We start from the raw sequence: 17644 nt of genomic DNA, 5'->3' as shown, positions 1-17644 counted from the left end.
TTTAGTTAAGTAATTAGGGTTGTCATGATCTTTTTTCGACCATGGGTGTCTAGCATTCTGACGGTGGGTTTGGTTCTTTTCCAGGGAATGGCCGGGGTGGCCCAGACTCGCCAGGGAAATCAAATTAACCTGAATGGCCGCGATTATGGGATTGCCTGGAGCCAATGGACGAATAACCAAGGGCAAACCGTCACCGGCATTAGTGATGGCGGACTGGCAACTCGTTTTGGGGTATTGCTCCAAGACACCAATGACCCTAATCAACAGCCTGTGCTTTGGTTCAAGGATCAACCCCTAACCTTAGCGACTCGATTTAGTTCCAATGGCATGTACCGCTATTTGGATGTGAGTGATTTAATTCAAAGTCAGCAATGGCAGGTGAACCACCAGGGACAAACCCTGCGCATTACGCCGCCACCAGCACGAATTTTAGGGTGGCGACAGGGCCGACAACCCTGGGGCGATCGCTGGGTCTTTGATCTGGATCGGGCTACGCCGTGGCACATTAGCCGTTTAACCTTTAGTCGCACCAGTACCACCCCCCGTCAATTTGGCCTCACCATTGAAGCCAGCGGTAGCTTAACGGCCCTTCCTAACACCAAAATTTCTACAGCCACGAATCGTACCGTGATCGAGCGAGATATTCCGGGGACAACCCGCCCCGATGTCACCATGCTCGCAGATCCGCCTCGCCTCGTGGTGGATTTTCGCAATGATGCCCCAGCAAATCGGAGTATTACGTGGGCCCCCGGCCTGCGTTGGCAAGAGCAAACCGTGACCCTTGGCCCCCGTCAATTTCCGGTGAGTGTTTTAGCGGTCAATCCGCAGCAACCGGGGTTGTCCCTCCGACCCATTTGGTTTAGCCCAACCACCTTGGTGGGGATTAGTTCCTTGGCGGATATGGCCCAACGCTGGCAGAGTGCGGCGGTGATCAATGCTGGCTTTTTTAACCGCGATCGCCAGATGCCCTTGGGTGCCATTCGGGATCAGGGCAATTGGATTTCTGGGCCGATCCTCAACCGGGGGGCGATCGCCTGGAATGATCAGGGTCAAACCCGGGTCGGGCGACTTTTCTTGCAACAAACCGTATCCACACCCACCGGTTCCTATCCCATTGTCACGTTCAATAGCGGCTACCTCCAAGCGGGTTTAGCCCTCTATACTCCTGCCTGGGGCCCCAGCTACAGCCCGCAAACGGGAAATGAAACCGTGATTACGGTACGCAATAATCGGGTCATGGGTCAGCAAGCGGTGAGTAGTCAACGCCCCCAAACCCTAGCCATTCCCCAGGATGGTCTGCTTTTAGTGGCCCGCAGCTACAACTCAGTCCTAGGTGCCTTTGCCAATGGAGCCACGGTGCAAATTCAAACAACTGCAAATCCACCGGAATTTAACGCCTTTCCCTATATTGCTGGGGCGGGGCCCCTATTGATTGATCGGGGTCAGGTGGTTCTAAATGCTGCCGCTGAACAGTTTGGGGGTGGACTAGCAACCCAGGCCGCTCCCCGTAGTGCCATCGGCCAATTAGGGAATGGTACGATTTTATTGGTGACAACCCACAATCGCGTCGGTGGCCCGGGCCCCACCCTGGCGGAATGGACTCAAATTCTGCGGCAAATGGGCCTGGTGAATGCCCTGAATTTAGATGGGGGAAGTTCCACGGCTATGTATATGGGGGGACAACTCCTGGATCGCCATTCGGTAACCACCACCCGCGTCAGCAACGGTATTGGTATTTTTTGGCAACCCCGATAAACAACATTTCCCCGGTAAATAAACATTTCTGAGTCCACCATGATTGACCTTACCCCAGCGGCAGCCCAAGAATTGCAACGTCTTCAGGCCCAAGATGCCACGGGTCAAAAATCTGCCATTCTCCACATCAACCTAGAGCCAAGTACCTGTGGTGATTACAGTTATGCCCTGGGGTTTGTTAGTCATTTGACTGGCACAGAAACCATGGTGGAGAGCCAAGGCTGGGCGATCGCCCTACCAACGGCCCAATTATCCCTGCTACGGGGTCTCAAGCTCGACTATATCGAAGACTTAATGGGTGGGGCCTTTCGCTTTCATAATCCCCATGCCCAGCAAACCTGTGGCTGTGGTCTGGCCTTTAAGGTCAAATCGACCCCTAAGGTGTGAATTAGGGTAGATTCCTGTAGACATGTGAGCATTAAGTATAAAAAATAAAAAATGCACATTTTCTACCGACTAAGTTTTAATGAGTGACACCCTTACTGGTAACGTGGTAGCTAGGCCGGTTCTCGTAAACGGCGTTTTTTACTTTTTATTGATTTCAGCACTGTTAGCATGAAAGTCCTAGTAATTGGCGGCGACGGCTATTGTGGATGGGCTACGGCCCTATATCTAGCAAATCATGGCCATGAGGTAGCAATTCTCGATAGCTTGGTTCGCCGGCATTGGGATGCCCAGCTCTGTGTCGAAACTCTCACCCCGATCGCGCCGATCCAGTATCGTCTGCGGCGGTGGCGTGACTTGACCGGCAAAGACATTGGCCTATACGTGGGCGATATTTGCAACTACGAGTTTTTAGAACGGTCGATGCTGGACTTTCAACCCCAGTCCGTTGTTCATTTTGGTGAGCAACGCTCGGCCCCCTTCTCGATGATTGATCGGGAACACGCCGTTTTGACCCAACAAAATAATGTGATTGGCAACTTGAATCTCCTCTATGCCATCCACGAGCATTTTCCCGACTGCCATCTGGTGAAATTGGGCACGATGGGTGAGTATGGTACCCCCAATATTGACATTGAAGAAGGCTACATCACCATTGAGCACAATGGCCGCAAGGATACTCTACCCTATCCCAAACAGCCCGGTAGTTACTATCACCTGAGCAAGGTACACGATAGCCATAATATCCATTTTGCCTGTCGGATTTGGGGCCTACGGGCCACGGACTTGAACCAGGGGGTAGTCTATGGCGTGCTAACGGAAGAAACCGGCATGGATGAGCTTTTAATTAATCGCTTGGACTATGACGGTGTATTTGGTACGGCCCTGAATCGTTTCTGTATTCAGGCGGCGATCGGCCATCCCTTGACGGTCTATGGCACGGGCGGTCAAACCCGTGGATTCTTAGATATTCGGGATACGGTGCGCTGTATTGAACTGGCGATCGCCGAGCCTGCCAAGCAAGGGGAATTCCGAGTCCTCAACCAATTTACCGAGCAATTCAGTGTGGCAGAATTAGCCCTGAAGGTGCAGGAGGCGGGTAAGGATCTCGGTCTAAAAGTAGAGATTAATAACCTGGAAAACCCACGGGTGGAACTGGAAGAGCATTATTTCAATGCCAAGAATACCAAGCTCCTTGATCTGGGGCTACAACCCCACTATCTCTCGGATTCCCTCATTGATTCCCTCTTAAACTTTGCTATTAAGTATAAGGATCGAGTTGATCAAGAGCATATCTTACCTAAGGTGAAGTGGCGGGCCTAGGATAATGTCATGTTTTGCCCCTTTAACTTTTATGCCGGGTTTAATCCCAACATAGGAATTAAAGGGATCCTTCACCATTATGCCCAGGGCTTTTTTCTGATGGCCGATGGGGACGATGAAAGCCAATTGTCCTGGTATAGTAGTGCATTGCCCACAATGATGCCCCTGGATGAGCGATTTTGTTATCCGCGATCGCTGCGGCGAGTCCTCAATCAAAACCAGTTTCAAGTGGCCATTAATCGGGATTTTATTGGAGTTATGGAGGGCTGTGCCTACGCCAATCGGGAGAGTACCTGGATTTCCTTGCCACTCATGGAGGTTTATTGGCAACTGCATCAAGCGGGTTGGGCCCATAGTTTTGAGACTTGGCAGGGGGAGCAATTGGCGGGGGGACTGTTAGGGATTGCCATTGGCGGTGTCTTTATTGGTGAATCCATGTTCTATCACATTCCTAACGGCTCGAAGGTGGCCCTAGTTAAGTTAGTCGAGCATTTGCGATCGCGGCAATTTACGAGTTTTGATGTCCAGATGGTTAATTCCCATCTCGTTCGTTTCGGTGCAGATTTTATTTCCAAACCCAACTACCACAACCAGTTACGCCAAGGCCTGCGCTCCCCCAGCCGGTTTACAGATGATGCGCCTTTTTCCCCCTTTTTCCAACCACCATCGAGCTAACAATAACCATGACGCAAATTCGGATTGGCAATGGTTACGATATTCATCAACTGGTGCGCGATCGCCCCTTAATTCTAGGGGGGGTTCGCCTGGATCACGATCTGGGTCTATTGGGCCATAGTGATGCGGATGTTTTGACCCATGCGATTATGGATGCCCTACTTGGGGCCTTGAATTTAGGGGATATTGGTCATTATTTTCCGCCTACGGATCCCCAGTGGGCCGGTGCGGATAGTTTAGTCTTGCTGGAACAGGTCGCAGCCTTAATTCGCGATCGCGGTTGGCAGGTGGGCAATATTGATTCAGTGATTGTGGCAGAGCGGCCCAAACTCAAACCCTACTTAGGTACCATGGGCGATCGTCTAGCAGGAACCCTAAAAATTGCCGCGGATCAAGTGAGTATTAAGGCCACCACCAATGAAAAGCTCGGCCCCGTAGGCCGGGAAGAGGGTATTGCCGCCTATGCAGTGACATTATTGGTCAAGGATTAATTGATCCAAAGCAAATTTAATTCCTAGAGTTGATTACAGGCTATTACAATCAAGACATAGTTAGGGAGGAAGGCGGATGGCTCTTTCCGTTGAACCCACGATCCACTATCCCGACAGTGATGGTCAACCCATGGCTGACAATACCCGCCAGTTTCGCTGGATCGTTTTACTCAAAGAAAACCTAGAATGTCTTTTTGCCAATGATCCGAACGTTTTTGTAGCTGGAGACTTACTCTGGTATCCAGTAGAAGGTCGTCCCGATATACGAGTTGCCCCAGACGTGATGGTGATTTTTGGTCGTCCCAAGGGCGATCGCGGCTCCTATCAACAATGGCTAGAAGCGGGCATTACCCCCCAGGTAGTGTTTGAAATTCTCTCCCCTGGGAATCGACTGACGGAAATGGTGAAAAAGCTACAGTTCTACGATCGCCACGGCGTAGAGGAATATTACATCTACGATCCCGATCTCCAGGAATTGAGCATACTGGTGAGAACTCCCCAAGGGCTAGATACCGTTGAGATGATAGATCACTGGCGTAGTCCTCGCCTAGGGATTGAATTTGTCCTAGGGGAAGACGATCTAGAAGTGTACTATCCCGATGGGCGGCGATTTCTGACAACGATTGAATTAGCTCAACAGATAAAAGAAGCCCAGCAGCGGGCTGAACAGGAAGCCTTCCGGGCGCAACAAGAAACACAGCGGGCTGAACAAGAAGCCTTGCGGGCACAGCAAGAGACTCAACGAGCCGAACAAGAAGCCTTACGGGCAGAACAAGAAACACAACGAGCAGATCGCCTTGCGGCCTATCTACGCTCCCAGGGCATTGATCCAGAGCAAATTTAAGTCACAGAGATTATTGCCATCAAAATACGATCCTAGACTAACGTGGGTTCGGTTAAGAAACTGTGAGCAAATTGTGATCAATCGCAATGGAGGGCTTCTGCGGTTGGTGCGTATAGGCAATTAGCCCACAGACGATGTTCACTAAGCAGTTGATCGGGGAACGGTGATGAGAGTGCTCAATTTGAGAAATGGCCAAGAAGAGGGGGGAAAATTCAGTACTTTCAGCCTATCTGTTCGACCCATCTCTTAATCCCGAACTCACGTTAACAAAATTTTTTAGGAGATTAAAATGCGTCATTGCTTTCTAGTGCTACCCTTAGTTATGAGTACGGCGGTGCTAGAGGGTGCGGAACTCAATTATGCTCAAGTTAGTCTAATCTGAGCCTAGGCCAAGCAAAGGGATGAGAATTCAGCACGTTCAGCCTATCTGTTCGACCCCTCTCTTATCCCGAACTCACGTTAACCAATTTTTTAGGAGACTAAAATGCGTCATCGTTTTCTAGTAGTTCTACCCCTAATTGTGAGTACGGCGGTGCTAGGGGTTACGGAACTCAGCTATGCCCAACAAAGGACTACCCGCACCGGCCCCAATGGCAATACCCAAACCACTGAGCGAACTTGGGGCAATGGCCAGCAAACGACTACCCGCACTGGCCCTAATGGCAACTCTCAAACAACTACTCGTACTGGTGGGCCAGGCTACCAAACCACCACCCGCACCGGCCCCAATGGCAATACCCAAACCATTGAACGAACTTGGGGCAATGGCCAGCAAACGACTACCCGCACTGGCCCTAATGGCAACTCTCAAACCACTGAGCGGACAACGACCCGTACCATTAACCGTTAAGGGATTTGTGAACTAGAACATGGGTTTATTCGAGGAGTAGCTCTAGGGTTACTCCTTTTTTGCGGCCATGTCTTTAGCATGGCTCCTTGGTCACTTTATGCGGACAAAAAGATTAGTTGCAGGTTCAACTGATACACAAGGAGCACAAAACTCATTCATCGTCGGTGTCAATTGCCCCAGCGTGCCCAGATGGGATGGGAAAGTCTGCCCAGCCTAAAGCATCTTTAGCTTGCTTGAGTCAGTATTCAACTCAAGCCCTAAAGCCGTAGTGGTTGCCAATCTCTTGAAGTTTGACCCTTGGAGCCGCGATATCGCGGTGCCCTTGAGGCACTCCATATATTTCATGCCTCGAACTGCTCCAGGTGGACGCTATAGCGTGTACCGTCTTTGAACAATATTGTGACCCTGTGACCCTGACTGAAAAAAGTGGACAAACTCCAAGAGTCGCCAATGAAGGAGAATGTCCAAATGAGCCAAAAACCAAGACGAACATTTACTGCCGAACAAAAAGCTCAGGCTGTGGCAATTGTGCAACAGTCAGGGAAGCCGATCAGCCAAGTGGCCCAGGAAATGGGATTGACAGAAAGTGCCCTACGCCAATGGGTCAAACAAGCAACCATTGACCAGGGTGGTGGCAACCAAGGAGCATTGACGACGCAGGAACGGGCGGAACTGACGGCATTACGCAAAGACTTGAAGCGGGTCGAGATGGAGCGTGATTTCCTAAAAAAAGCCGCAGCCTTCTTTGCACGGGAAAGTTCAGACCCTATGAGCTAATCGATGCCCAGAAGGCACATTTTCCCATCAGCCTGATGTGCCAGGTCTTAAAGCAATCGAGAAGTGGCTATTATGCCTGGTGCAACCGACCATTATCACCCCGAGGTAAGGAGAATGAGACATTGAGCCAAATGATTCAACAGATTCAGCAAGTATTGCCGAGCATTTGCGCACCGAACTGGTTTTGACCGCGTTGTCTGCCGCCTTGGGACACCGGAAACCGTCAAGCGCTGGTTTATTATTTCACTCAGACCGGGGGGCACAATATGCCAGTCACGACTATCAACAGGCACTAAGGCAAGCTAATATAGCCTGTAGTATGAGCCGTCGGGGCAACTGCTGGGATAATGCGGTCGCTGAACGCTTTTTCGGCACGATAAAAACCGAGCTGATTCACCCCACGGTGTTTCCAAACCGGGCGATTGCCAGGACGACCATTGTTGAATGGATTGAAGTCTTCTACAACCGTAAACGCCTTCATTCCACTCTCGGTTTTCTATCCCCTGCTCAATTTGAGGATCAGTATTACCGCTCCCTAATTTCACCCATTTCCGCTTAATTTCACTGTCCACTTTTTCCAGACATGGTCAGTTGCGTGTGCTGAAGCAGTTAACAGTGATTATTTCATTACCTGTGATAAGCGTTTGATCAATCGTTGTTCAAAGCTAACGATGAAAGTTATGAATCCAACCCATTTTATTTTGGAGATGAGTAGCGATGATCCAAGTTAAAAATGAGCAACAGGTTTTACAAGGAGGATTTCAAATTCTGTCATCTAACATGGAACCGTCTACTGTTGCTCGGTTTTGGGCAGCGTGCAATATCGGCAAAGGAGACTACTTAAAACTCAAAGACCAACTTTTTGATCAAGAATCAGTAAGCAGTTTGTGCTCCAAGATTGTAGATTTTCAAGCATCAACGCGCGGAGCCTAACAATTCAAATACAGCGGACGGTTGAAAGCTGCTGGTAATCAGTTCAATGGTATCTGCTGCCGATAATTTGAGTCTTTAGCCGGCAGTTTGGTAAAGTATTGTTGTGCCCACTCCAGAAATTTGCGTGGCCAATCTGTTTGATCAAGCTCACCTACCGAGTGAGACAATGGTATGGTTGAAGAAGTCAGGGCATTAAGCAATCCCATCTATTCCATGAGTACTCCTATGGCACAGTGGCAGTCTCCCCTGTCCTCCCGTTTTCGACAGTGGCTGATCTCTAGCACAACACTTTTAGGCATTTTGGCAACGGGGGCGATCGCTCCGGCTGTAGCGGCCAAACTTGAGGATCTTTACCAACTCCGCCAAACCGGTAACTGTCCCAACTGTGATCTAAGCTATGCCAATCTCCGGGGCAGAAATTTAAGGGGCGCGGATATGAGTGGGGCCAACCTGAATGGGGCGAACCTGCGGGGTGCAAACCTCATGGGAGCCAATTTAACTGGGGCAATCTTAAATAGTGCGGATTTAACCCGTGCCAACTTAACCGGAGCTAATCTAAGCAATGCCAGTCTAGTTATGACGCGCCTTGATCAGGCTATTTTAACCAGTGTTAATCTCCTAGATGGGATATTAGGCGGGCGAGATCGCCTCGCCAAGGTGGAAAATTTTACCGGGGCAACCCTACCCAATGGTGGCCCAGCCATTTTCCCACGGCCGCCTCGCTAGAGAGATTTAGAAGTGGTTTCTTCAATGCGTTCAAGTTGCCAGAGAATTTGATTACCCTCACGACGCACCCTGGAAACCACCCAATTACGCCAGACCCAAGTTTCTCCGCGACTTGTCACAGCACTGGCATTGATCGTCATTAATTCCGCTAACTCACTGCTGGAAATCAAGTAGCCTGCTGCGGCTAATTCATCGGCAATGCGAAACGTTTGAATCAAGTGATGAAGTCGCTCAAGTCGGTTGCGTTGGCCAAGGGGCTGGGGCAAGATCGCGTCTTCACTCCAGTTGCCAGCAATATGATCCTCAATATCCGCCATAGGAAGTAAGTAACAACTGAACCAAGCTCACTTACAGATTTTAGCGTCTTAAGGTACACATATACCAATCTTTCTTGAAAAAATTTACACATTTATTTTTGCTGGTGTTGGCGCATTGGCAATCCGCCCTAGAATTACCCCATGACCGGAGTAACGGAGTAACGTATAATTTGTGTAAAAATATATTCACCAAACCCTCGTAATCATGCATTTACTCATTCCGGCGGCGGGTATGGGCAAGAGAATGGGCAGCGATTGTAATAAATTGCGGTTGCAGGCCCTTGGTCGTCCCCTCCTCGCTTGGACTATTTTGGCGGCTCAAGCAGCCCAAGAGATTTCTTGGATTGGAATTATTGGTCAGCAGATTGATTTTCCCACTTGGCAGGAGGTAATCCCCCAACTCCAATTGACAAAACCCGTGGAATTTATTGCCGGTGGTGCTACCCGTCAAGAATCCGTTCACAATGGTCTCAAGGCATTGCCCGCCGATGCCGATCGCGTCTTAATTCACGATGGTGCCCGTTGTTTGGCAACTCCTGAGCTTCTTGATCGCTGTGCCCAAGCCCTCAACAACGATGCCGGTCTCATTGCCGCTGTCCCCGTCAAAGATACGATAAAAATCGTGAATCAAGGGGGACTGGTGGCGGGAACCCCCGATCGCGCGACCCTTTGGGCCGCCCAAACACCCCAAGGATTTCCGGTACACAAACTGAAGGAATGTCATGGGATTGCCCAGGAACACCATTGGCAGGTGACGGATGATGCGGCCCTCTTTGAGCGATTTGAGCTACCGGTGCACATTGTTCCCGGGGAAGACACCAACCTAAAAATTACCACCCCAGCGGATTTAGAAATTGCCGAATTGATTCTGCGTCAGCGTTACCCAGCCTAAAATCCTGGTCTGATTTCTCCGTCCCTTGTCTGTCCATCGCTATAATCAGCTTGATGCCTTTGTTAGGACTCTTCATCGTTTAGCCGTAGTTTTTTGCCATGCAACCCACTGACCCAGCCAAATTTACTGATAAGGCCTGGGAAGCCATTGTTAAGTCTCAGGATGTGGCCCGCGAGTTTCGCAGCCAGTATTTAGAAGTTGAACATTTAATGGTTGCCCTCTTGCAACAGGAGGGGCTAGCATCACAAATTTTAGAACGGGCAGAGATTGATGAAGCTGCCTTCCTAAAGCGATTAGTGGATTTTGCCAAACAGCAGCCTCGAGTTCCGGGGGGGACAGAGCTGTATCTTGGCCGCAGTCTGGATCTGCTCATGGATGATGCCGAAAAAGCACGCCAAGGGCGCGAAGATGGCTATATTTCCGTTGAGCATATTCTATTGGCGTTTACGGGCGATCGCCGCATTGGTCAAAAACTCTCCCGAGCGATCGGTTTAGATCGGCCCCACCTAGAGGAGGCCATTGTTGCCATTCGCGGGGCCCAAAAAGTTTCGGATCAAAATCCCGAAAATCGCTACGATGCCCTGAGCAAATATGGCCGCGATCTAACGGAACAGGCGGAAAAAGGCAAACTGGATCCGGTGATTGGCCGGGATGAAGAAATTCGTCGGGTGATTCAAGTCCTCTCACGGCGCACCAAAAATAATCCGGTGCTCATTGGCGAACCGGGGGTAGGTAAAACGGCGATCGCCGAGGGGTTAGCCCAACGCATTATCAATGGGGATGTCCCCGAATCCCTAAAAAATCGCCAACTCATTTCCCTAGATATGGGTAGCTTAGTGGCCGGAGCCAAATTCCGCGGTGACTTTGAGGATCGCCTCAAGGCCGTATTGCACGAAGTCACCCATTCCGACGGCCAGATTGTTTTATTTATTGACGAATTACACACCGTTGTCGGGGCCGGAGCCAATCAAAACTCCAGTATGGACGCGGGCAACTTGCTCAAACCCATGCTGGCCCGGGGGGAACTCCGCTGTATTGGGGCTACTACCCTGGACGAGTACCGCAAACACATTGAAAAAGATGCGGCCCTAGAGCGTCGTTTTCAGCAGGTCTATATTGGCCAACCCACCGTGGACGATACCATTTCCATTTTGCGCGGTCTCAAGGATCGCTACGAAATTCACCACAATGTCAAAATTACCGACTCGGCCCTAGTGGCGGCAGCCGTTCTCTCCGATCGCTACCTAGCCGATCGCTTTTTGCCCGATAAAGCCATTGATTTGGTGGATGAAGCCGCAGCCAAGTTAAAAATGGAAATCACCTCCAAACCCTCTGAACTAGAAGGAATCGAGCGGCGACTCATTCAATTGGAAATGGAAAAACTCTCCCTGAAACAGGAAGAAAGTCTACGATTAAGTAAATCCCCCATTCCCGGACGGGAAAACGCCTATGCCACCAGTTGGGAACGTTTGGAGCGCATTGAAGCAGAAATTAACGAGCTTCAGCCCCGCAAAGATCACATGGAGAGCCAATGGCAAAGGGAAAAAGATACCCTAGAGCGAATTAATGCCTTAAAGGAAGAAGAAGATCAGGTCAAACTGCAAATTGAGCAAGCCGAACGGGACTATAACCTCAATAAAGCCGCCCAACTCAAGTATGGCCGCCTGGAAACCCTTCAGCGAGAGCTAGAGGCAACGGAGGCAACCCTCCTAGAAATTCAAACCGAAGGAACCACCTTTTTAAGGGATCAGGTCACGGAAGCGGATATTGCTGAAATTATCGCCAAATGGACCGGTATCCCCCTCCAACGACTCCTAGAGTCAGAGCGGCAAAAACTTTTACAACTGGAAGAGTATCTGCACCAGCGGGTGATTGGCCAAAAAGATGCAGTGACTAGTGTCGCCGCCGCCATTCGCCGGGCCCGGGCAGGCATGAAGGATCCCAGTCGTCCCATTGGCTCTTTTTTGTTTATGGGCCCCACAGGGGTAGGAAAAACCGAACTGGCGCGGGCCTTGGCCGAATGTCTCTTTGATGATGACGCGGCCCTGGTGCGAATTGATATGTCCGAGTACATGGAAAAACACGCCATTTCCCGGATGATTGGGGCTCCGCCGGGCTATGTGGGGTTTGATAGTGGCGGCCAGTTAACGGAGGCGGTGCGGCGGCGGCCCTACTCCGTGGTGTTATTTGACGAGGTAGAGAAGGCCCATCCTGAGGTATTTAATGTCCTGTTGCAAGTCCTAGACGATGGCCGGATAACGGATTCCCAAGGACGGGCCATTGATTTTCGCAACACCGTCATTGTCATGACCAGTAATATTGGCAGTGAGTTTATTTTAGATCTGGGTGGAGATGACAGCCGCTATGATGATATGCGTAAACGGGTGATGACGACCCTACAGAAACATTTTCGCCCAGAATTTCTAAATCGCATTGATGATTTAATTTTATTCCACTCCCTCAACAAAGAGGAACTCGCTCGCATTGTCTTGATTCAATTGAGACGGGTGGAAGGATTACTGGCGGATCAGAAAATTGCCCTGGCCATGAGTCCAGAAGCCCTAGAGCATATTGTGAGTGCAGGGTATGATCCGGTCTATGGTGCCCGGCCCCTAAAACGAGCCATCCAACGGGAAGTTGAAAATCCCCTGGCGGTCAAAATTCTGGAAGAAGTGTTTATTCCCGGAGATACGATTCAGGTCAATTGTCAGGATGGCCGACTCGTATTTGAGCATCAATGAAAACAAATGATACCCATGAACTGCCCCTCCGCTTGGGGCGTAATCCCGGTCTACAGATCCGCCACGATGAGATCGATCGCCAGCAATTGACACCGATGTTGCAGCATTATGCCGACATCAAGGATCAGCATCCCCATACCCTATTGCTCTATCGAGTAGGTGACTTTTACGAAACCTTTTTTCAGGATGCCTGCACGATCGCCCGCGAATTAGAACTGGTTCTCACGGGGAAGGAAGGGGGCAAGGATGTGGGACGAGTGGCCATGGCCGGTGTGCCTCACCATGCCCTAGAGCGGTACTGTCGCTCCCTCGTCGAAAAGGGCTATGCCATTGCCATCTGCGATCAGGTGGAGGATCCGGCCCAGGCCCAGGGATTAGTGAAGCGGGAAGTAACGCGAGTTTTTACCCCTGGAACCGTCTTAGATGCGGAAATGTTGCAGCCCCGCCGGAATAATTTTCTCGCGGCGGTTGTGATTGCCGGAACCCATTGGGGATTAGCCTATGCGGATGTCTCCACCGGGGAATTTCGGGCCAGCCAAGGGAGCGATCGCGATCAGCTGGCCCCGGAGTTAACCCGCCTCCAACCCTCAGAGATTTTATTTCCCAGTGACGCTCCCGATCCCAATCGACTCTTGCGTCCTGGGGAGGGGGGAGATATTCTGCCCCAGGGATTACCGAGCCAATTTTGCTACACGCTGAGATCGCCGGCGGATTTTAGCCAGAGTGAGGCCCGCCAACGTCTTCTCCAAACCTTTAAGCTCCGCTCCTTGGAGGGGCTAGGCTGTGAAACACTCCATTTAGCTACCCGCGCTGCTGGTGGCCTCCTCACCTATCTGGAAGAAACCCACCGGGAACAAACCATTCCCCTACAACCCCTGAGTACCTATCACCTCAGCCATTACCTTTTCTTAGATTCCTCAACCCGCCGCAATCTTGAATTAACCCAAACATCCCGGGAAGGGAGCTACCATGGTTCCCTCCTGTGGGCTATCGATCGCACCGTCACAGCAATGGGGGGGCGACTTCTGCGTCGGTGGCTACTTCAACCCCTGTTAGATCTAGGAGAAATTCAAGCCAGGCAGGGGGCCATCCAAGAACTGATGGATCAACCCCAACTGCGACAGGTCTTAAATCGCCATCTCCAGAATGTTTATGATCTAGAGCGATTAGCGGGCCGGGCCGGCTCCGGATCGGCCAATGCCCGAGATCTGGCCGCACTACGGGATTCCTTTCGCACCCTGTTGGATTTAAGTACCGCTGTGGTGGGAACCACATCCCCCTTTTTCCAAACCCTGGCTACCGTGCCCCCCGCCCTGGATCACTTAGGTGAGCGGCTCTACGCCGCCCTCGTTGAATCCCCACCCATGGCACTGATGGAAGGGGGGATGATTCGCCCGGGGGCCTCCCCGGAACTGGATCAACAGCGACAACAGTTGGAGCAGGATCAACAGTGGTTTCTAAATTTGGAGACCCAGGAACGGCAACGCACCGGGATTTCGACCCTCAAGGTGGGCTTTACCAAAGTCGCTGGCTACTATATCAGTGTGTCTCGGGCCAAGGCCCAAAACCTGCCGGAGGATTATCTGCGGAAGCAAACCCTCACCAATGAAGAACGCTACATTACCACCGAACTGAAGGAACGGGAAGCCCGGCTATTCTCTGCCCAAACGGCGTTGTATCAACTAGAGTACGAAATTTTCCTAGAGTTACGCCAACAGGTGGCCGAGCAGGCCAGTGTGATTCGGGAGGTGGCGGCGGCCGTAGCCGCAGTGGATGTACTCTTGGGGTTGGCGGAGGTGGCTATCTATCAGGGTTATGTCTGTCCGGCCTTATCCGAGGATCGCCAGATTCACGTTCACCAGGGTCGCCATCCCGTGGTGGAGCAATCCTTGCCCGTGGGCTTTTTTGTCCCCAATGATACCCATCTAGGGGGTCTGGCGGATTTAATGATTTTGACCGGCCCCAATGCCAGTGGTAAAAGTTGTTATCTGCGCCAAGTGGGTCTGATCCAACTCCTGGCCCAGATGGGGAGTTTTGTACCGGCCCAAGGGGCCCAGATGGCCCTGTGCGATCGCATTTTTACCCGTGTGGGAGCCGTAGATGATTTAGCGACCGGCCAATCCACATTTATGGTGGAAATGAATGAAACCGCCAACATTTTGAACCATGCCAGCGATCGCTCCCTGGTTTTACTGGACGAAATTGGCCGGGGCACCGCCACCTTTGATGGCCTGGCGATCGCCTGGGCCGTGGCCGAATACCTAGCGGTCACCCTCAGGGCCCGCACCATTTTTGCTACCCACTACCATGAACTCAATGAACTGGCGATGATTTTAACCAACGTGGCCAATTACCAAGTCGTGGTCAAAGAACTACCGGATGAGATTATTTTTCTACACCAAGTCCAGCCCGGGGGAGCCGATCGCTCCTATGGTATTGAAGCCGGTCGTCTAGCGGGTTTACCGGCAGAGGTGATCCAACGGGCCCGGCAGGTGATGGCCCAAATTGAGAAACATAGTAAGATTGCCGTTGGCTTACGCAAAAGTACGCCCAAATCTACAATAAACGCTACCGTAGACAGCCCGGCTGATTCCAGTAAAATAGCCCAAGGAGAACTAAACTTTTAAGCAAAACTGCGTCATTTGGGATACCTCGTTTAGCAATAGCTGTGTACACTGGAAAAATAACTTGTTAAAAACACGACAAGACCTTGCGATCGCTTCTCCATCCTTAAAATAAAGACATAATTCATACCGATCTATGGAATCACCTCCTAAAAAATCTGATACCTACGTACCTGAAATGCAAAAACCGACGGGCTCAACCCAGGGTGCTAAGGGTTTTGTTCGTCCAGTGGAACTTATCATAGCCGCACCTGTTCCTCGGGTTTTACTGCATTCTCCCTATATGCAACGTTCCATTGTCCTGACGCAACGACCAGAATGGAGCATTGGTCGAAGCAAGGATTGTGATATTGTCCTCCCGGATCGCTGGGCATCCCGTCACCATTCCATCATTCGGGTTGATCCGCAAAAGGGGTATCACTTTCTTGACAACAAAAGCATGAACGGTTCCTTTGTCAATAATCAGCGGGTGTTTGATCCCTACCTGCTCAAGCATGGCGATCGCATGATGGTGGGTGAAACCGAACTGGAATTTGTCTGGCTTAGCTCGGGAACCCCGCCCCCGGCAACCACCCATAATGAAGCCAAATTTATCCTCATGACCCATTCCTCCCGTACCCAGGGTGAAATGTGGCGAGAACTCCTCAACTCCCAGGGCCTATCCACCATCTGGGGAACCTCTCACTTTGAGTTAGAAAAAGTGATGGCTCACATTGAGTCCCTCCATAATGCCCCTAATCTATTACTCCTAGATCTGGGGATGCCAAAAACAAATCCCTATGACTTTTGCCGTCGCTACCATGAAACCTACCCTGATTTACAGGTTATTCTGTTGAGCGGTATGCGCCAATCCGTCCATGATTCCGAATGTAAGTGGGCCATCAATCAAGGGGCAACGGCCCTATTGCCGGGTTTACCTCGGGAAAATTTATTTGGGGATCTCACCCGGATTACGGAGCGGTTACAAACGATTTTCAGGGGTGTGGATTGGCATCAAATCAATGCGGAGGCCCTCACCAGTACGCTCCTAAAACTACAGGAAGCGGTAGATTCAGACCTTTCAGGAATTTGTCTCTAGGGCGGTTTTACTCTGGAGTGGGAACCTGATTTAGGTTTGCCTGGGCATTTCGTCGCCACATGGCTGGCTTAATGCGGCGCAGGGCGGAAGCTGGAAAGCGCTTGTGCCAGTCTTCATCTCGGAGGTGGGCAAGCTCCTGAAGAGATGGGGCCAGATTAGTGGCATAGGGTTCAAAATCAGAAATATCCGTGGGTTGGGCAAACCGTTGATTCCAGGGGCAAACATCCTGACAAATATCACAGCCGGCCACCCACCCCTCAAGGCGATCGCTAATACTGGCAGGCAGGGTTTCGGCGCGATTTTCAATGGTGTGGTAGGCAATACAGCGATTGGCATCGACAACAAAGGGGCGCGTAATGGCCTGGGTTGGACAGGCATCTAAACAGCGGCGGCAGGTTCCGCAATGTTCCCCATGGGGGCGATCGCCCGCTAAGGGCAAGGTGGTTAATAGTTCCCCTAAAAAGACCCAGGAGCCATAATCTCGGGTAATTAAATTACTATGTTTACCAATCCAACCCAGACCGGCCCGCTCCGCCCAAACCTTATCCTGGACGGGGCCAGTGTCCACGTAGTAACGAGTTTTAATGTCAGAGTCCTGGTCATGGAGCCATTGGGCCAGGGCCTTGAGTCGCGTGGTTAAGACGCGATGGTAGTCTCGTCCCCAGGCATAGCGGGAAATTTTGCCATGGTTTGGCCCATCAGCACGGGAGTGGGGACTGTAGTAGTTTAAGGCCACGGCAATCACCGACTGAACCCCCGGTAAAACACGATGAATATCCTGACGGCGCGGGTCGGCCATCCAATCCATATCGGCCTGGTAGCCTTGGTCTAACCATTCTTGCAGGGCCACCGGCCCAGATCTATGCTCAGATTGAAGATCAGCCGATGCACTCTCCCCAAGGGCAACAATACCCACCCGATGAAATCCGAGGGATCGGGCCTGGGCTTTCACAGCAGAGGCATTTAAGGCAGGATGCTTCAATTAATTGAGAAACCAGCGTTTTTGCACATAGCTAAATAGACCACTGAGGATAGCCCCAGCCATGAGTAGTCCCAAGGCGGGAGTAAAGACCGGATCCCAAAGTCGCAACCATAGATCAAACCCCAGGGGAATATCCAGCGATCGCCCCAGTAGGGCAAGCACAAACCAGACAAAACTAGCGAGAACAAAAAAGCTGTCAATGACTAATAGCCAGTTCAGTCTATCCAGAAGCCCTCTTGCCATTGTTCCGAT

The 17644-nt window shown here is 51.0% G+C and carries 16 protein-coding genes and 2 pseudogenes; 14 read left to right on the top strand and 4 right to left on the bottom strand.

From position 1 onward, the window contains the following. The first annotated feature begins 24 nt into the window (after positions 1-24). The 6 genes from L3556_RS04585 to L3556_RS04560 all read left to right on the top strand — a co-directional run bounded on the left by L3556_RS04585 (position 25) and on the right by L3556_RS04560 (position 5472). On the top strand, positions 25-1755 hold the full coding sequence (locus L3556_RS04585) for a phosphodiester glycosidase family protein (protein ID WP_277866130.1): 1731 nt from the start codon (positions 25-27) through the stop codon (positions 1753-1755). A 39-nt stretch (positions 1756-1794) separates the two neighbouring features. Further along, positions 1795-2142 (top strand): HesB/IscA family protein, encoded by a 348-nt coding sequence (locus L3556_RS04580; protein WP_277866129.1) that lies wholly within the window; start codon positions 1795-1797, stop codon positions 2140-2142. 168 nt (positions 2143-2310) lie between these two features. After that, complete coding sequence (locus L3556_RS04575; protein ID WP_277866128.1) at positions 2311-3462, top strand: UDP-sulfoquinovose synthase; 1152 nt, start codon at positions 2311-2313, stop codon at positions 3460-3462. Positions 3463-3471: 9 nt separating this feature from the next. Then, a complete protein-coding gene (gene aat / locus L3556_RS04570; RefSeq protein WP_277866127.1) occupies positions 3472-4137 on the top strand; it encodes a leucyl/phenylalanyl-tRNA--protein transferase in 666 nt (221 codons plus the stop codon). Positions 4138-4145: 8 nt separating this feature from the next. Next, entirely contained in the window at positions 4146-4628 is a 483-nt protein-coding gene (ispF, locus tag L3556_RS04565; protein WP_277866126.1) for a 2-C-methyl-D-erythritol 2,4-cyclodiphosphate synthase, read from the top strand. A 76-nt stretch (positions 4629-4704) separates the two neighbouring features. After that, positions 4705-5472, top strand: a complete 768-nt coding sequence (locus L3556_RS04560) for a Uma2 family endonuclease (RefSeq protein ID WP_277866125.1) — start codon at positions 4705-4707, stop codon at positions 5470-5472. A gap of 52 nt (positions 5473-5524) precedes the next feature. Here the strand turns inward: L3556_RS04560 and L3556_RS04555 are convergent. After that, positions 5525-5662: pseudogene (locus L3556_RS04555) on the bottom strand (IS982 family transposase); the annotation flags it as partial. 294 nt (positions 5663-5956) lie between these two features. Between L3556_RS04555 and L3556_RS04550 the strand changes: the two are divergent. From L3556_RS04550 to L3556_RS04540, 4 genes and pseudogenes are all read left to right on the top strand, one after another. After that, positions 5957-6322 carry a hypothetical protein gene (locus L3556_RS04550; RefSeq protein ID WP_277866124.1) on the top strand — a complete coding sequence of 122 codons (366 nt, stop codon included), beginning with the start codon at positions 5957-5959 and terminating at the stop codon, positions 6320-6322. Positions 6323-6772: 450 nt separating this feature from the next. Further along, on the top strand, positions 6773-7099 hold the full coding sequence (locus L3556_RS16405; RefSeq protein ID WP_479682437.1) for a transposase: 327 nt from the start codon (positions 6773-6775) through the stop codon (positions 7097-7099). A 172-nt stretch (positions 7100-7271) separates the two neighbouring features. Next, positions 7272-7658: pseudogene (locus L3556_RS16400) on the top strand (integrase core domain-containing protein); the annotation flags it as partial. 545 nt (positions 7659-8203) lie between these two features. Further along, the gene (locus L3556_RS04540; RefSeq protein ID WP_277866123.1) at positions 8204-8758 is read left to right on the top strand and encodes a pentapeptide repeat-containing protein; all 555 of its coding nucleotides are present in this window, start codon (positions 8204-8206) and stop codon (positions 8756-8758) included. On the opposite strand, the gene L3556_RS04535 is transcribed toward L3556_RS04540, so the two are convergent. After that, positions 8755-9075: a hypothetical protein gene (locus L3556_RS04535; RefSeq protein ID WP_277866122.1), complete on the bottom strand. Its 321-nt coding sequence runs from the start codon at positions 9073-9075 to the stop codon at positions 8755-8757. The two genes, L3556_RS04540 and L3556_RS04535, sit on opposite strands and share 4 nt — an antisense overlap. A gap of 205 nt (positions 9076-9280) precedes the next feature. On the opposite strand from L3556_RS04535, the gene ispD reads away from it, so the two are divergent. The 4 genes from ispD (at position 9281) to L3556_RS04515 (ending at position 16410) form a co-directional block, all read left to right on the top strand. Then, positions 9281-9967 carry a 2-C-methyl-D-erythritol 4-phosphate cytidylyltransferase gene (gene ispD / locus L3556_RS04530; RefSeq protein ID WP_277866121.1) on the top strand — a complete coding sequence of 229 codons (687 nt, stop codon included), beginning with the start codon at positions 9281-9283 and terminating at the stop codon, positions 9965-9967. Positions 9968-10065: 98 nt separating this feature from the next. Next, complete coding sequence (clpB, locus tag L3556_RS04525) at positions 10066-12708, top strand: ATP-dependent chaperone ClpB (RefSeq protein WP_277866120.1); 2643 nt, start codon at positions 10066-10068, stop codon at positions 12706-12708. Next, positions 12705-15335 (top strand): DNA mismatch repair protein MutS, encoded by a 2631-nt coding sequence (gene mutS / locus L3556_RS04520; RefSeq protein ID WP_277866119.1) that lies wholly within the window; start codon positions 12705-12707, stop codon positions 15333-15335. The genes clpB and mutS overlap by 4 nt, the downstream gene beginning before the upstream one ends. Positions 15336-15561: 226 nt before the next feature. Then, positions 15562-16410 (top strand): FHA domain-containing protein, encoded by an 849-nt coding sequence (locus L3556_RS04515; protein ID WP_277866118.1) that lies wholly within the window; start codon positions 15562-15564, stop codon positions 16408-16410. Between the two features lie 7 nt (positions 16411-16417). Here L3556_RS04515 and queG read toward each other — a convergent pair whose 3' ends face one another. After that, positions 16418-17392, bottom strand: a complete 975-nt coding sequence (gene queG / locus L3556_RS04510) for a tRNA epoxyqueuosine(34) reductase QueG (RefSeq protein WP_277866117.1) — start codon at positions 17390-17392, stop codon at positions 16418-16420. After that, positions 17393-17635: a hypothetical protein gene (locus tag L3556_RS04505; protein WP_277866116.1), complete on the bottom strand. Its 243-nt coding sequence runs from the start codon at positions 17633-17635 to the stop codon at positions 17393-17395. Between the last annotated feature and the right edge of the window lie 9 nt (positions 17636-17644).

The organism is Candidatus Synechococcus calcipolaris G9 (genome assembly GCF_029582805.1).
GTDB classification, from domain to species: Bacteria; Cyanobacteriota; Cyanobacteriia; order Thermosynechococcales; family Thermosynechococcaceae; genus Synechococcus_F; species Synechococcus_F calcipolaris.
This window is presented reverse-complemented; position numbering and strand designations above follow the sequence as displayed.

Excerpts from the sequence above, each read along its gene's own strand:
- L3556_RS04585 (WP_277866130.1), top strand. The coding sequence starts at position 25 with ATGATCTTTTTTCGACCATGGGTGTCTAGCATTCTGACGGTGGGTTTG.
- L3556_RS04580 (WP_277866129.1), top strand. The coding sequence starts at position 1,795 with ATGATTGACCTTACCCCAGCGGCAGCCCAAGAATTGCAACGTCTTCAG.
- L3556_RS04575 (WP_277866128.1), top strand. The coding sequence starts at position 2,311 with ATGAAAGTCCTAGTAATTGGCGGCGACGGCTATTGTGGATGGGCTACG.
- aat (WP_277866127.1), top strand. The coding sequence starts at position 3,472 with ATGTTTTGCCCCTTTAACTTTTATGCCGGGTTTAATCCCAACATAGGA.
- ispF (WP_277866126.1), top strand. The coding sequence starts at position 4,146 with ATGACGCAAATTCGGATTGGCAATGGTTACGATATTCATCAACTGGTG.
- L3556_RS04560 (WP_277866125.1), top strand. The coding sequence starts at position 4,705 with ATGGCTCTTTCCGTTGAACCCACGATCCACTATCCCGACAGTGATGGT.
- L3556_RS04550 (WP_277866124.1), top strand. The coding sequence starts at position 5,957 with ATGCGTCATCGTTTTCTAGTAGTTCTACCCCTAATTGTGAGTACGGCG.
- L3556_RS16405 (WP_479682437.1), top strand. The coding sequence starts at position 6,773 with ATGAAGGAGAATGTCCAAATGAGCCAAAAACCAAGACGAACATTTACT.
- L3556_RS04540 (WP_277866123.1), top strand. The coding sequence starts at position 8,204 with ATGGTTGAAGAAGTCAGGGCATTAAGCAATCCCATCTATTCCATGAGT.
- L3556_RS04535 (WP_277866122.1), bottom strand. The coding sequence starts at position 9,075 with ATGGCGGATATTGAGGATCATATTGCTGGCAACTGGAGTGAAGACGCG.
- ispD (WP_277866121.1), top strand. The coding sequence starts at position 9,281 with ATGCATTTACTCATTCCGGCGGCGGGTATGGGCAAGAGAATGGGCAGC.
- clpB (WP_277866120.1), top strand. The coding sequence starts at position 10,066 with ATGCAACCCACTGACCCAGCCAAATTTACTGATAAGGCCTGGGAAGCC.
- mutS (WP_277866119.1), top strand. The coding sequence starts at position 12,705 with ATGAAAACAAATGATACCCATGAACTGCCCCTCCGCTTGGGGCGTAAT.
- L3556_RS04505 (WP_277866116.1), bottom strand. The coding sequence starts at position 17,635 with ATGGCAAGAGGGCTTCTGGATAGACTGAACTGGCTATTAGTCATTGAC.